Below are 14,170 nucleotides of genomic sequence, written 5' to 3' on the forward strand. Positions count from 1 at the left end.
GATCGGCCATGGACCGCAACTTGGGTCAGTAATATTGACCATTGTTTCGCGCCGCCATCTGTGACATAGGCGGCCCGTCCGATCCAAAGGAGTTTTTCGACATGGACGTCCAGCAGACATCGCGCTTTACCGTCACCCGCAGCAGCAAGGCTGTGTCGGCTGATCAGCGCGCCGTATTGCTGGCGGATCCCGGTTTCGGAAAGCTCTTCACCGACCATATGGTGACGATTCGCTATACCGAGGGGCAGGGCTGGCACAGCCACGCGATCGGCCCGCGCGAGCCCTTCCAGCTCGATCCCGCCTGCGCCGTGCTCCACTATGCCCAGGAAATCTTCGAAGGCATGAAGGCATACCGGCTCGAGGACGGCAGCATCGCCATGTTCAGGCCAGAGGAAAATGCCCGCCGCTTCGCTGAATCGGCTGAGCGCATGGCCATGCCCGTTCTGCCCGAAGACCTTTTCCTGGAGGCGGTCGAGGAATTGGTGAAGATCGACGTCGACTGGATCCCGTCCGGGGAGGGTAGCCTGTACCTGCGCCCCTTCATGTTCGCGAGCGAAACCTTCCTGGGCGTGCGCCCGGCGAACGAGTATATTTTCTGCGTCATCGCCTCGCCTGCCGGCGCCTATTTCAAGGGCGGGAAGAAGGCGGTTACGCTCTGGGTGTCGGAACATTTCACCCGCGCCGCGCGGGGCGGCACCGGCGCTGCCAAATGTGGCGGCAACTACGCCGCTTCGCTGGTGGCGCAAAAGGAAGCGATCCAGCATGGCTGCGACCAGGTCGTCTTCCTCGACGCTGCCGAGAACAAGTGGGTCGAGGAACTGGGCGGCATGAACGTCTTCTTCGTGATGGACGACGGTTCGATCGTCACGCCGCCGCTGTCCGGCACGATCCTGCCGGGCATCACCCGCAACAGCATCCTCTCGCTCGCCCGCGCCAGGGGGCATGACGTGCGTGAGGAGCTCTACAGCTTTGCCCAATGGCGCGCCGACGCCGCCAGCGGCAAGTTGCGCGAGGCCTTTGCCTGCGGCACGGCGGCGGTCGTGACCGCGATTGGCACGGTGAAGAGCGTCGACGGCGACTTCACCATCGGCAATGGCGATGGCGGCATCGTGACGGAAGCGCTGCGCGCGGAACTGACCGGCATCCAGCGCGGCACGGTGGCCGATCCGGCGAACTGGGTGCGGAAGCTTTAACGGCCGGACGCACGCTCCGGACGGGCGAACGGGGGGAGGCGAGGCGCTCTGACGCCCTTCCCAATCCGTTCAGGAGCGCCTAGAACCGCCGTCATGCAACGCTTTGACGTCACCATATTGGGCGGTGGCCTTGTCGGCCTGACCCTTGGCATCGCCCTTTCCGGCCATGGCGTGCGCTGCGCCGTGATCGATCCGGCCAACCCGGTGGAAACCACCGCCACGGATTTCGACGGCCGCGTATCGGCGATCAGCTCGACCAGTTTCGCCATGCTGTCGGCGATCGGCGTGGCCGACCATCTGGAGGGCAAGGGTTGCCCGATCGACCGCATCTGGGTCAGCGACGGGCTGGCGCCCGGCGCGCTCGATTTCGCTCCGGATGCGGACGATGGGGTGATGGGCATCATGTTCCCCAATCGCGACCTGCGCGTGGCTCTGGCGAAGACGGCGGAGCAGGCCGAAAATCTCACCCGTTTCCAGCCCGACCGGGCGCTGCATGCCGATCGCAATGCTGATGGCGTGACGCTGACCCTGGCCAGTGGCGAAACCATTCACGGCGCACTGCTGGTCGCGGCGGAGGGACGCAACAGCCCCACGCGCGAGGCAGCCGGCATCCGCACCACGCGCTGGGCCTACAAGCATGTCGCGATGGTGACCGCGATCGATCATGAAGTGCCGCACGCCAACACGGCCTATGAGATCTTCTATCCCGGCGGCCCTTTCGCGCTGTTGCCGATGCTGCCGGGCACCCGTTCCGCGATCGTGTGGACCGTGCCGACGGAGCAGGCGCCCGCCATGCTCAAGCTCTCCGAACGCGCCTGGCTGGCAGAGGCGCAGAAGCGCATGGGTGGATTCCTGGGCGAAATTGCACTTGCGGGCCCGCGCTCCAGCTATCCGCTTGGCTTCCACCATGCGGCACGAATCACCGACACGCGCCTCGCACTGGTGGGGGACAGCGCTCATGCGATTCACCCGATCGCCGGGCAGGGCCTCAACCTGGGCTTCCGCGACGTCGCCGCGCTGGTCGAGGTGCTGGTCGAAGGCATGCGGCTCGGCCTCGATCCCGGCGATGCGCAGTTGATGGCCCGGTATCAGCGTTGGCGCGGGCTGGACGCGATGATGACCAGCGTGGCGATGGACGGGCTGGTCCGGCTGTTCGATGTGCCCGGCCGCATGCCTTCGCTTGTTCGCCGCGCCGGGCTGGCGGCGGTGCAGCGCACGTCCCTGCTCAAGAATCGCTTCATGGCGGAGGCGCGGGGGCAATCCGGCGCACTGCCCCGCCTGCTGACGGGCGAGATGGTGTAGGCCGATCTGGCCGGCGCCTTCTATTTTCTCGGAATCCTTCGCGCGCTGGCCAGGTGATGGGCGTGGGTGATCGCCACGGCCAGCGCGTCTGAGGCATCGGGGCCGACGACCTTGGCGCCGGGGAGGAGGCGGGAGACCATGGCGTGAACCTGCTCCTTCGATGCATTGCCGACGCCGACCACGGATTTCTTGACCAGCCGGGCGGCATATTCGCCCACCTCCATGCCGGAGCGCGAAGCTGCCAGCAGCACCACGCCGCGGGCCTGGCCGAGTTTCAGCGTCGATTGCGGATTGACGTTGAGGAACACCTCTTCGACCGCGGCGCCATTGGGCTGATGTTCCAATATGAGGTCGGTCAGCGCCAGATCGAGCACCAGCAATCGGCTCGCCAGCGCCATGGCCGAATCGGTCTTGATCTGGCCGTTGGCGATATGGGTCAGGCGGTTGCCGTCGGCGGCGATCAGTCCCCAGCCGGTCGTGCCAAGACCGGGATCCAGACCCAGGATGATCATGATCTCTCTCTCGACCCTTGGCGGGAGACAATGGCACTGCCTGTCAGGAGAAAGCGGTGGTCATGCACGTCGCTCGCCCGGCCTTCAAAGATCCGCCAAGGCGGCAAAGCTGCCAGTGCTTCGCTTCCCTCTCCCCGCAGGGGAAAGGGAAGGCGAAGGATCAACCCAGTTTCTCCATGACTTCGTCGGAGACCTCGTAATTGCCCCAGACGGTCTGGACGTCGTCATCATCTTCCAGCGTGTCGACGAGCTTCATCAGTGTCGCCGCATTGCCTTCGTCCACTTCGACGGTGGTCTGCGGCTTCCAGGCGAGCTTGGCGCCTTCCGCCGGGCCGAGCTTGGCTTCCAGCGCCTTCGCGACTTCGTGCAGCGCGTCCATGGCGGTCCAGATCTCATGCTCGTCCTCGTTCGAGGACACGTCGTCCGCACCCGCCTCCAGCGCCGCTTCGAAGATCGCGTCGGCATCGCCCGCGCTTGCTGGATAGCTGATGAGGCCCATCCGGTCGAAACCGTGGCTGACCGCACCTGAAGCGCCCATATTGCCGCCATTCTTGGAAAAGGCGGTCCGGACATTGGTCGCGGTGCGGTTGCGATTGTCGGTCAGCGCCTCGACGATGATCGCCACGCCGCCGGGACCATAGCCCTCGTAGCGGATTTCCTCGTAATTCTCCATGTCGCCGCCGATCGCCTTGTCGATCGCGCGCTGGATATTGTCCTTGGGCATGGACTGCGCCTTGGCGGCGTTGATCGCGAGGCGGAGGCGCGGGTTCATGTCCGGGTCGGGCATGCCCATCTTCGCCGCGACGGTGATTTCGCGGCTGAGCTTGGAGAACATCGAGGAGCGCTTCTTGTCCTGCGCGCCCTTGCGATGCATGATGTTCTTGAATTTGCTATGGCCGGCCACGGCCTGCTCCTGACTTGTCTGTTTGTTGGATGCGCGCTCTCTAGCGAGCGCGCCCCATTCGCGCAATGTCAGACGAGGATCGCCGTGCCCGATACCGTGACCATCAGCATCGATCCGCTCGATCCCACCGTCTCATAATCCAGATCGACACCAACGACCGCATTGGCGCCCAGCGTCGCGGCGCGGGTGCGCATTTCCGCGATCGCCTGTTCGCGGGCGCGCTGAAGCACGTCCTCATAGGCACCGGACCGTCCGCCGACGATGTCGCGGACGCTGGCGAACAGGTCGCGGAAGAGATTGGCGCCCACGATCACCTCGCCGGTGACGATGCCGAGATATTCCCTTGCGGGGCGGCCCTCCAGCGAAGGCGTGGTGCTGACGATGATCTCGGTCATGAGCGCTCTCCTGTGTTGCGATCTATTCGATGCCCAGCGCCGACTTGTATGTTTCCAGCAGCGCTTCGGCTTCCATGCGGGCGTTGCGTTCCATCTTGCGCAGGCGAACGATGGACCGCATCGTCTTCACATCATAGCCATTGGCCTTGGCTTCCAGATAGACGTCCTTGATATCGTCCGCGATGCCCTTCTTTTCCTCTTCCAGGCGCTCGATGCGCTCGATGAAAAGGCGTAGCTGTTCGGCGGCGACATTGCCATCGCTCATGAGAATCTCCAGTGAGTGTGAATCGGTGGGTGAATCGGTTGGCCCCAGCCTCTAGAGCGTTTTCACGATGAGTGAAAACGCTCTTGTCTTTCAAGGCCGCATTTTCCGAGCCGTTTGGCGGTAAACGGCCAGCCTGAAATAGTCTAATGCCCGTCGGCATTCTTCGCCACGCTCTCCTTCATGCGGGCGATCTGTTCCGGCGTGGCCTCGCCCTGGTATCGGGATTTCCATTCGGCAAAGGGCATGCCGTGGATGACCTCACGCGCCTCGTCCTTGCCCATCGTGCCGTCCGCTTCCGCGATCCAGTCCGCCAGGCAGTTGCGGCAGAAGCCCGCCATTCCCATCAGATCGATGTTCTGGACGTCGGTGCGGTGCTGCAAATGCGCCACCAGTCGTCGGAAGGCGGTTGCGGCGACCGCATCGCTGAGTATGGTATCGTTCACGGCGATCCTTTCGCTGATCTACATCATCCTGTCGTGCAGCACGGATAATCGAAAACCGCGCCCTGGCAACCCAGAGGCGACCATGACGGTCAGGAGACAAGAGGAATGACGAGATTACCGCCCCGTTCGCGCAAGGTTCGCATCTTGGCGACCCTTGGCCCCGCGAGCGACAGCCCGGAGATGATCCGCGCACTGTTCGTCGCCGGGGCCGATGCCTTCCGCATCAACATGAGCCATGGCGCGCATGAGGATCATGCCGCGCGCATAGCGGCGATCCGGGCACTGGAAAAGGAATTCGGCCGTCCGACGACCATCCTGGGCGACCTTCAGGGCCCCAAGCTGCGGGTCGGAACGTTCGACCGGGGATTGGCGATGCTGGAGACGGGGGCGGCGTTCGTGCTGGACAGCGATCCGGCACCGGGCGACGCGACGCGGGTCAATCTGCCACATCCGGAGATCTATGCGGCGCTGCTACCCGAAACCCGGTTGCTGCTGGACGACGGCAAGATGGTGCTGCGGGTCAAGAAGGTGACGGAAAACCGCATCGACACAGTGGTCGAAGTCGGTGGTACCCTCTCCAATCGGAAGGGGGTGAACGTGCCCGACGTGGTCGTGCCGGTGCCGGCGCTGACCGAAAAGGACCGGCGCGACCTCAGCTTCGCGGTCGAGCAGGGCTGCGACTGGATCGCCCTGAGCTTCGTCCAGCGGCCCGAAGACCTGGCCGAGGCGCGCAAGCTGATGGGCGGCTATGGCGCCTTGATGGCGAAGATCGAGAAGCCGGCCGCCGTGCAGCGGCTGGAGGAGATCATCGAACTGGCCGACGGCGTGATGGTGGCGCGCGGCGACCTTGGCGTCGAACTGCCGCCCCAGGCGGTGCCGCCTCTTCAGAAGCAGATCGTGGCGGCGGCGCGGCGCATGGGAAGGCCCGTCGTGGTCGCGACGCAGATGCTCGAATCGATGATCAAGGCGCCCACGCCCACCCGCGCCGAAGTGTCGGACGTGGCGACGGCGGTTTACGACGGGGCGGACGCGATCATGTTGTCGGCGGAAACGGCGGCGGGCGACTGGCCGGTCGAGGCAGTGACGATGATGGACAGCATCGCCCATAGCGTGGAGCGGGATCCCGGCTATTTCGGGCGGTTGCATTATACCGAGACGAAGCCGGACCCAACCACCGCCGACGCCCTGGCGGAGGGCGCGGGCAGCATCGTGTCCGTGGTGGGGGCGAGCGCCATCACCTGCTTCACCTCCTCGGGCAGCACCGTGCGCCGCGTGGCGCGCGAACGGCCCATGACGCCGATCCTGGCACTGACGCCGCGGCAGGACACGGCACGCAAGCTGGGGCTGACCTGGGGTGTATATGCGGTGCGGACAAAGGATATCGGCACTTTCGAAGAGATGATCGGCAAGGCACGCCGCATGGCCCTGCGCCATGACCTGGTCGAGAAGGGCGGCAAGATCGTCGTGCTGGCGGGCGTGCCGTTCGGGACGCCGGGATCGACCAATGTGCTGCACGTGGCCGCGGTGCGCGGCGATGAGCTGAGGGGGCGGGACTAGGACGTTTCCCAAGCAGATCTGATGGACGCGAGTTCCAGCCTCGCGCGAACGAAGGTCAACTCAGGCTGCCGCCGGGCCAATCAGGTTCAATCCTGCCAGGTCCCGGCGCAGCGTGGCCGCGTCGCGGAACAGATGGCCGCGCATGCCTTCCGCCTCGGCTCCGAGGATGTTCTCCTCGCGATCATCAATGAACAACGCCTGTCCCGTGTTCAAGCCGAATCGCCCCAGCGCCAGCCGGTAGATCGCAGGGTCGGGCTTCACCAGTTTTTCCGTGCCGGAAACCACAATGTCGCTGAAAAGCGCGAACAGCTCGGCTTCGCGCGCGCGAAAGGGCGCCCAGAATTCATCGCTGAAGTTGGTGATGGCGAACAGGGGAATGCCGCCTGCGTGCAGTTCGTGGACGATCTGCGGCATGCCCTCGACGGCTGGCCCTATGCTGTCGATGAACCTTTCGCCCCAGACGCGAATCAGCGCGGCCTGTTCGGGATGGCGCGCGATCAGTTCGGCGCTGGTTTCCGCGAAGGGCCGCCCCTGATCATGCTGGAAATGCCAGTCCAGCGTCACGACGTCGCGGAGAAACGCATCAAGCGCCCGATCGTCATCGATCAGGCGCTCGTACAGAACCCTGGGGTTCCAGTGATACAAGACATTGCCGACATCAAAGATGACGGCAATATCCGCCATGAATCAGCCCTGGCGGGCCTTGAAGCGGCGGTTGGTCTTGTTGATGACGTAGGTGCGGCCGCGGCGGCGGATCACGCGGTTATCCCGGTGACGGCCCTTGAGCGACTTGAGCGAATTGCGGATCTTCATGGAACCAGCCTTTGAATGAATCTTGCATGATCGAAAAATCGAAGCGCAGCCCCTATGGGTGGGACGGTCGAAAGTCAAGGGCAGCCGCCCGGATTTCACCCCCATTGTCTCGCTGTTCATCCTCCATGCAGCAAATCCGTGGCTTGACGCTTTTAAGGGATTAGCGGCCCGGTGTCGTGTAGAGCTTGTCATCCCCCGGAGTGCCCATCCATGCTGAATCCGTCAATGATGAAGAAGATCGCCTTTCCCGCCCTGCTCGCCCTGGGCCTGAGTGCTTGCGCCACCGCTGTTCCCCCCGTGGAAGTGACGCGGTTCCACATCGAAAATCCGGCCCGCAGCGGGAGCATCGCGGTCGAGGAAATGGCCGGCAACCCCGACGTCGGCCTCGAATTCCGGACCTATGCCGCCGCCGTGGAGCAGGAATTGCAGCGCGTCGGCTTCACCAGCGCGGCACCGGGTGCAAGGAGCGACTATGTCGCGCTGGTGAGCTTCCGCCGGACGTTTCGCGAACCCGAAAGCTATGGCGCCAATGGCAAGCCGGTGAGCGTCGGCGTCGGCGGCGCCGTGGGCAGCGGCGGTTATTCCGGCCTCGGCCTGGGCATCGGCATCAACCTGTCTGGCAAGCCCAAGGGGCAGGTGTTCACCGAATTGCAGGTGCAGATTCGCCGTCGGGCCGATTCGACCACTATATGGGAAGGCCGCGCGCAGACCGGGGCAAGGGAGGGCACGCCTGCATCGCAGCCCGGCCTGGCGGCGCAGAAGTTGGCGGCGGCATTGCTGGGGGGCTATCCGGGCGAATCGGGCCAGACTATAACCGTCAAATGAGCATCTCGATCACAAGTGCCTTTGACAGTGGCAATATTCGCGTCCTTTCGATCTCCGATACCGGCACCGGCGTCCGCGCCGAGCTGGAAATCGTCAAGGACCGGCAGAGCGACTTCTACCAGTGGTTCCATTTCCGCGTGGCTGGCGTCGCCGGGCGGGAAGTCGAACTGGCGATCGTCAATTGCGGCACGTCGGCCTATCCCGATGGCTGGCCCGGCTATCAGGCGCGGTTCAGCGAAGATCGGGAGAATTGGCTGCTGGCGCACACCGGCTATGCCGACGGCACGCTGACGATCCGCCTGTCGCCCGACAGCAATGCGGTGTGGCTTGCCTATTTCGCGCCCTATTCGATGGAACGGCACCATGATCTGGTCGCTTGGGCGGCGTCGCAGCCGGGGGTGCAGCATCGCGAACTGGGGCTGACGCTGGACAGGCAGCCGCTCGACCTGCTGGTGCTGGGGGATGGGCCGAAGAAGGTCTGGCTCTACGCGCGGCAGCATCCGGGCGAGAGCATGGCCGAATGGTGGATGGAGGGTGCGCTGGAGCGGCTCTGCGACGAAGAGGACGCTGTGGCGCGGCTGCTGCGCAGGGAGGCGACCTTCCATATCGTGCCCAACATGAATCCGGACGGAAGCCGTCGCGGTCATTTGCGGACCAATGCGGTCGGCATCAACCTCAACCGCGAATGGCATGATCCGTCGCTGGAGAAGAGCCCTGAGGTTTTCCTGGTGCGCAGGGCGATGGATGAGGTCGGGGTTGACTTCGCCATGGACGTGCATGGCGATGAGGCCATTGCGGCCGTGTTCCTCGCCGGGTTCGAGGGTATTCCCTCCATCACGGAGCGTCAGTCGACCCTCTATCGCCGCTATTGCGACACGCTGGCCGCCCGGACGCCCGATTTCCAGACGAAGAAGGGCTATCCAGCGACACCGCCGGGGAGGGCGAACCTGTCCATGTCCACAAACCAGCTGGCAGAACGCTTTGGCGCGGTGGCGATGACGCTGGAAATGCCGTTCAAGGATAATGACGACCTTCCGGATGCGGATTTCGGCTGGTCGCCTGCGCGATCAATCCAGCTTGCGAAAGATTGCCTCGGCGTGCTGGCGGAAATGATCGACGACATCTGATCTCCGACCCACGCCGGGTCAGCCGAAAATGTCGCCCAGGAAATCGGCCATCGCGCGGAAGCTGCGGCGGTCTGCGTCGGCATTATAGGCCAGGCCCTTTTCCGGCATCCTGGCGTCATGGTCGGTGAAGGCGTGGCCGGTGCGGCCATAGGCGTGGATCTGCCAATCGCATCCGGCGTCGGTGAGTTCCTTTGCAAGCGCGACAGTGGCGTCGGGCGGCGCGATCGGATCGTCCCAGCCGTGGCAGACCAGCAGCCGGGCCGCGATCTTCGCGTTGGGGAAGGGCGGTGCGTCATAGACGCCGTGGAAGCTGACGCCGGCCGCTATGTCCGCACCGGAACGGGCAAGGTCGAGCACGCATTTGCCGCCGAAGCAGAAGCCGATCGCGGCGGTTCGTGTTTCGTCTGCTTCGTCCAGTGATTTCAGCAGTGCATGAGCGGCGTTCACCCGGTCCCACAACAGGCTGCGGTCATTGTTGAGTTCGGCCATGTACCGGCCCATGTCGGGATCGGCGCGGGTGGTGCGCTTGCCCTGGCCGAAGACGTCCGCGACCAGGACGGTGTAACCGAGCGCCGCGACCCTTTCGGCATAGGCGAAATCGGCCTCCTTCGTGCCCAGGACATTGGGGAAGAGAAGGAGGCCTGGGCGCGGCGCGGCGATCGCTTCGTCGAATACCGCCATGCTCTCGAACCGGCCGCCAGGCCCTTCATGTACAGTGACGCGGCGGATGATGGTCATGGAACGGCTCCTTGCTTCGGTTCAGCACGCATGTCGAACACCGACAGGGGATTGGCAAGTTCAGCCGCCAGCCAAGTGCCGGAAGCAGGCTCCCGGCTTTCTGCCTATTGACCGTAGACGATCCGTACCTTCGACGCAGCCTCGGCCGCCAGCATGCGCGCCTTGTCGGCATCTTCCGCGACGGCGAGCGCGACGCCCATTCGGCGATAGGGGCGGGTCGTCGGCTTGCTGAACAGGCGCAGGTCGATTTCTCCTCCAGGCGTCGACAGCGCTTCGGCCAGCCCTTCGAACCGGAAATCGTCCGATTCCCGATCCGCCAATATCACCGCTGATGCTGCGGCCCTGCGCAGCGTCACTTCCGGTACCGGCAGACCCAATATGGCACGGGCATGAAGGTCGAATTCGCTCCAGTTCTGCGAAATCAGCGTCACCATGCCGGTGTCGTGCGGCCGGGGGGAGAGTTCGGAGAAGATGACATCCTCTCCCTTCACGAAGAATTCCACGCCGAAAATGCCGTAGCCGCCCAGATTGTCGACCACCTTGCGCGCCATGTCCTGCGCGGCCGCCAGCGCGGCGCCGGACATCGGCGTGGGCTGCCAGCTTTCCTGATAATCGCCGCGCTCCTGCCGGTGGCCGATCGGCGGGCAGAAACTGACGCCTTCCCGGCTGCGCACGGTCAGCAGCGTGATCTCATAGTCGAAGGCGATGAACTCCTCGACGATGACCCGGCTGCGGTCGCCGCGCATATTGGCGACGGCATAGTTCCAGGCGGCCTTCAGCTCCTCCGGCGCGCGAACCGTGCTCTGCCCCTTGCCGGAAGAGGACATGACCGGCTTGATGACGCAGGGAAGGCCAGTGTGCTCGGCGCCGGCCAGCACTTCCTCCAGCGTCTCGGCGTAGCGATAGCGCGAGGTGCGCAGCCCCAGTTCGACCGCCGCGACTTCACGGATGCGATCGCGGTTCATGGTCATGATCGTCGCACGGGCGGAAGGCACGACGGTGACGCCGCGGGCCTCGAAATCGGCTAGGACTTCGGTCCTGATCGCCTCTATTTCGGGCACCACGAAATCCGGCTGGTGCTTCTCGATGGCCTTGGCGAGCAGGTCGGCATCCAGCATCGAGAAGACTTCATGCCCGTCCGCCACCTGCATGGCCGGCGCTCCTTCATAGCTGTCGCAGGCGATGACCTGGGCACCCAGCCGCTTGGCCGATATCACGAACTCGCGACCCAGTTCGCCTGAGCCAAGGAGGAGGATCTTCGCGGTGAAAGCCATGGGGTTTCCTCAACAGCCAACGACAAATGCCGTCATGCTCCTGCCCGCGCAGGAGCATGCGCAATGCATCTTTAAAGTTCAGCGTCCATCAACGCCGGGAAGAAGCCCTCATGGGCGCCGCGCAGGTCGGTCAGGGGGACGCCCGCAACCCTGTCGCCGCCCGTTGTGCCGATCTTCGCAGCGCCCGGAATATCGACGCCCCCAGCGGCGGTCACGATGTAGCGGCCCTGATCCTCGCCAAAGGCGCCTGCCGTCGTCAGGGCGATGCTCAGTTCTGCCCCGATGCCGCTGGCCAGCGCCATTTCTGCCACCGCGACCAGCAGGCCGCCGTCCGAAATGTCGTGTACTGCGTTGACCTTGCCTTCCGCGATCAGCGACCGGACGGTTTCGGCATGGGCGCGCTCCGCCGCCAGATCGACCTTCGGCGCCTCGCCCGCCTCCCGGCCGGCGATTTCACGCAGCCAGATCGACTGGCCGAGATGGCTGCCTTCGCCGCCGATCAGCCAGATCGCGTCGCCTTCATTCTTGAAGGCCACGGTCGCCATTCCATCGATGTCCTTGAGCAGGCCGATGCCGCCAATGGCGGGAGTCGGCAGGATGGCGGAGCCGCCGCCGGTCGCCTTGGATTCATTGTAGAGGCTGACATTGCCCGACACGATAGGGAAATCCAGTGCGCGGCAGGCCTCGCCCATCCCATCCAGGCAGCCGGTGAACTGCGCCATGATCTCCGGACGCTGCGGATTGGCGAAGTTGAGGCAGTTGGTGACGGCGAGCGGCGTGGCGCCGACCGCGCTGATGTTGCGATAGCATTCCGCAATGGCCTGCTTGCCGCCCTCATAGGGGTCGGCATAGCAATAGCGCGGGGTGCAATCAGTGCTGATCGCGATCCCCTTCTGCGATCCGTGGACCCGAACCACCGCCGCGTCGCCGCCTGGGCGCTGCACCGTGTCGGCGCCGACCATGTGATCATATTGCTCCCAGATCCAGCGGCGCGAAGCGATGTCGGGCGATCCCATCAGCTTGACCAGATCCGCGCCGATATCGGCACTTTCGGTTATCTCGCCCAGAGGCTGTACGCCGGACCAGACCTTGTACTCGTCCCTCGCCATGGCCGGGCGGTCGTAGAGCGGCGCATCGTCCGCCAGCGGGGCGAGCGGAATGTCGCACACCGTCTCGCCCTTGTGGACCAGCACCATGCGGCCCGTATCGGTCACATGGCCGATCACCGCGAAGTCCAGTTCCCATTTGCGGAAAATGGCTTCGGCAAAGCCTTCCTTGCCTGGCTGGAGCACCATCAGCATGCGCTCCTGGCTTTCCGACAGCATCATTTCATAGGCGGTCATGCCGGTTTCGCGCTGCGGCACCTTGTCCATGTCGAGCTGGATGCCGACGCCGCCCTTGGACGCCATTTCCACCGAGGAAGAGGTCAGGCCGGCCGCGCCCATGTCCTGAATCGCGACGATCGCGTCGGAGGCCATGAGCTCGAGGCAGGCTTCGATCAGCAGCTTTTCGGTGAAGGGGTCGCCAACCTGCACGGTGGGGCGCTTCTCGTCCGAATCCTCGCCGAAATCTGCCGAGGCCATGGTTGCGCCGTGAATGCCGTCACGACCCGTCTTGGAGCCGACATAGACGATCGGATTGCCGACGCCCGAAGCCGCCGAATAGAAGATCTTGTCTGTTTCCGCGACGCCCACGGTCATCGCGTTGACCAGGATGTTGCCGTCATAGGCCGGGTGGAAATTCACCTCGCCACCCACGGTCGGCACGCCCACGCAATTGCCGTAGCCGCCAATGCCACGCACCACGCCGCTGATGAGGTGCTTCATCTTCGGGTGATCGGGCCGCCCGAAACGCAACGCGTTCATGTTTGCCACCGGCCGCGCGCCCATGGTGAAGACATCGCGCAATATGCCGCCCACGCCCGTCGCCGCGCCCTGATAGGGCTCGATATAGGACGGATGATTGTGGCTCTCCATCTTGAAGATTGCTGCCTGACCGTCCCCGATGTCGACCACGCCGGCATTCTCGCCGGGACCGCAGATCACCTGCGGCCCTTCGGTCGGCAGCTTCTTCAGATGGATTCGCGAGGATTTGTAGGAGCAATGCTCCGACCACATCACGGAAAAGATGCCAAGTTCGGTGAGATTCGGTTCCCGGCCGAGTGCGTTCAGGACGCGATCATATTCTTCCGGGGAAAGCCCATGGTCAGCAACGACCTGGGGCGTGATCTGGGATGCGGTGCTGGACATGTGCGCGCCTTTAGCGGGGGAGCGTCCGATAGACAATGCTGAGGCTCGCGCGTGCGCGAAAACATGATAGCTTTGCCGGGCTGGTCGACATGAGGAAGCTTGCCTGTGGAATGGATGCTGTTGCCGTTGCGCCGCTACGCCAAATTCTCTGGCCGGGCGCGACCCCGGGAATATTGGATGTTCGTTCTGTTCCTGCTGCTCTGCTACGTGGCTATCGCGATCGTCGAAGGCGCGCTGGGCCTTGGCGCGACGCATCGCTGGTTCCAGCACGGCCCCTGGTGGGCGGCTGCCGGTTACAGCACCCGTGGCGGTCCGCTGACCGGGCTGTTCACGCTGGCGATGATCATTCCCCATGTCGCGCTTTCGGTCCGCCGGCTGCATGACACGGACCGCAGCGGCTGGTGGCTGCTGATCCTCTTCTTTCCCATCATCGGCAGCATCGTCCTGCTCATCTTCTTCATCATGGGCGGCACACGCGGACCCAATCGCTTCGGCCCCGATCCTGTCGAGGTGGGTGAGCCCGAATTCCGCTGAGGGCATTGTTTGGGCAGAAGGCGGGGATGCGGGATGCCG

The 14,170-nt window shown here is 64.3% G+C and carries 16 protein-coding genes; 6 read left to right on the forward strand and 10 right to left on the reverse strand.

The window, feature by feature from the left end:
• The first annotated feature begins 101 nt into the window (after positions 1-101).
• Both MRBLMA1_RS15915 and MRBLMA1_RS15920 read left to right on the forward strand, forming a co-directional pair.
• Positions 102-1,193: a branched-chain amino acid aminotransferase gene (locus tag MRBLMA1_RS15915; protein ID WP_363737981.1), complete on the forward strand. Its 1,092-nt coding sequence runs from the start codon at positions 102-104 to the stop codon at positions 1,191-1,193.
• Between the two features lie 93 nt (positions 1,194-1,286).
• Positions 1,287-2,495 (forward strand): FAD-dependent monooxygenase, encoded by a 1,209-nt coding sequence (locus MRBLMA1_RS15920; protein WP_363737983.1) that lies wholly within the window; start codon positions 1,287-1,289, stop codon positions 2,493-2,495.
• A 20-nt stretch (positions 2,496-2,515) separates the two neighbouring features.
• Here the strand turns inward: MRBLMA1_RS15920 and ruvC are convergent, their stop codons facing one another.
• From ruvC to MRBLMA1_RS15945, 5 genes are all read right to left on the reverse strand, one after another.
• Positions 2,516-3,007: a crossover junction endodeoxyribonuclease RuvC gene (gene ruvC, locus MRBLMA1_RS15925; protein ID WP_363737985.1), complete on the reverse strand. Its 492-nt coding sequence runs from the start codon at positions 3,005-3,007 to the stop codon at positions 2,516-2,518.
• 160 nt (positions 3,008-3,167) lie between these two features.
• A complete protein-coding gene (locus tag MRBLMA1_RS15930; RefSeq protein ID WP_363737987.1) occupies positions 3,168-3,911 on the reverse strand; it encodes a YebC/PmpR family DNA-binding transcriptional regulator in 744 nt (247 codons plus the stop codon).
• 68 nt (positions 3,912-3,979) lie between these two features.
• The gene (locus tag MRBLMA1_RS15935; protein WP_363737989.1) at positions 3,980-4,306 is read right to left on the reverse strand and encodes a heavy metal-binding domain-containing protein; all 327 of its coding nucleotides are present in this window, start codon (positions 4,304-4,306) and stop codon (positions 3,980-3,982) included.
• Positions 4,307-4,328: 22 nt separating this feature from the next.
• Complete coding sequence (locus MRBLMA1_RS15940; RefSeq protein ID WP_133653277.1) at positions 4,329-4,571, reverse strand: DUF2312 domain-containing protein; 243 nt, start codon at positions 4,569-4,571, stop codon at positions 4,329-4,331.
• A gap of 143 nt (positions 4,572-4,714) precedes the next feature.
• Positions 4,715-5,014, reverse strand: coding sequence for a DUF1244 domain-containing protein (locus tag MRBLMA1_RS15945; RefSeq protein ID WP_363737991.1), 300 nt, complete (start codon positions 5,012-5,014; stop codon positions 4,715-4,717).
• Between the two features lie 105 nt (positions 5,015-5,119).
• Between MRBLMA1_RS15945 and pyk the strand changes: the two genes are divergently transcribed.
• Positions 5,120-6,571: a pyruvate kinase gene (gene pyk, locus MRBLMA1_RS15950; protein ID WP_363737993.1), complete on the forward strand. Its 1,452-nt coding sequence runs from the start codon at positions 5,120-5,122 to the stop codon at positions 6,569-6,571.
• A 60-nt stretch (positions 6,572-6,631) separates the two neighbouring features.
• Here pyk and MRBLMA1_RS15955 read toward each other — a convergent pair whose 3' ends face one another.
• The gene (locus MRBLMA1_RS15955; protein WP_363737995.1) at positions 6,632-7,255 is read right to left on the reverse strand and encodes an HAD family hydrolase; all 624 of its coding nucleotides are present in this window, start codon (positions 7,253-7,255) and stop codon (positions 6,632-6,634) included.
• 3 nt (positions 7,256-7,258) lie between these two features.
• The gene (ykgO, locus tag MRBLMA1_RS15960) at positions 7,259-7,384 is read right to left on the reverse strand and encodes a type B 50S ribosomal protein L36 (protein WP_004210176.1); all 126 of its coding nucleotides are present in this window, start codon (positions 7,382-7,384) and stop codon (positions 7,259-7,261) included.
• A 210-nt stretch (positions 7,385-7,594) separates the two neighbouring features.
• Here ykgO and MRBLMA1_RS15965 point away from each other — a divergent pair, with 210 nt between their 5' ends.
• Together MRBLMA1_RS15965 and MRBLMA1_RS15970 are read left to right on the forward strand one after the other, a co-directional pair.
• Positions 7,595-8,209, forward strand: a complete 615-nt coding sequence (locus MRBLMA1_RS15965) for a DUF4136 domain-containing protein (RefSeq protein ID WP_363737997.1) — start codon at positions 7,595-7,597, stop codon at positions 8,207-8,209.
• Positions 8,206-9,336 (forward strand): M14 family metallopeptidase, encoded by a 1,131-nt coding sequence (locus MRBLMA1_RS15970; protein ID WP_363737999.1) that lies wholly within the window; start codon positions 8,206-8,208, stop codon positions 9,334-9,336. Before MRBLMA1_RS15965 ends, MRBLMA1_RS15970 begins: the two co-directional genes overlap by 4 nt.
• Before the next feature lie 18 nt (positions 9,337-9,354).
• On the opposite strand, the gene MRBLMA1_RS15975 is transcribed toward MRBLMA1_RS15970, so the two are convergent.
• The 3 genes from MRBLMA1_RS15975 to purL form a co-directional block, all read right to left on the reverse strand.
• A complete protein-coding gene (locus tag MRBLMA1_RS15975) occupies positions 9,355-10,074 on the reverse strand; it encodes a dienelactone hydrolase family protein (RefSeq protein ID WP_363738001.1) in 720 nt (239 codons plus the stop codon).
• A 104-nt stretch (positions 10,075-10,178) separates the two neighbouring features.
• The gene (purT, locus tag MRBLMA1_RS15980) at positions 10,179-11,348 is read right to left on the reverse strand and encodes a formate-dependent phosphoribosylglycinamide formyltransferase (protein WP_363738003.1); all 1,170 of its coding nucleotides are present in this window, start codon (positions 11,346-11,348) and stop codon (positions 10,179-10,181) included.
• Between the two features lie 71 nt (positions 11,349-11,419).
• Entirely contained in the window at positions 11,420-13,597 is a 2,178-nt protein-coding gene (gene purL / locus MRBLMA1_RS15985; protein ID WP_363738004.1) for a phosphoribosylformylglycinamidine synthase subunit PurL, read from the reverse strand.
• 114 nt (positions 13,598-13,711) lie between these two features.
• On the opposite strand from purL, the gene MRBLMA1_RS15990 reads away from it, so the two are divergent.
• A complete protein-coding gene (locus MRBLMA1_RS15990) occupies positions 13,712-14,131 on the forward strand; it encodes a DUF805 domain-containing protein (RefSeq protein WP_363738233.1) in 420 nt (139 codons plus the stop codon).
• Positions 14,132-14,170 lie beyond the last annotated feature (39 nt).

It is taken from the genome of Sphingobium sp. LMA1-1-1.1, assembly GCF_040676365.1.
Taxonomy (GTDB): Bacteria; Pseudomonadota; Alphaproteobacteria; order Sphingomonadales; family Sphingomonadaceae; genus Sphingobium.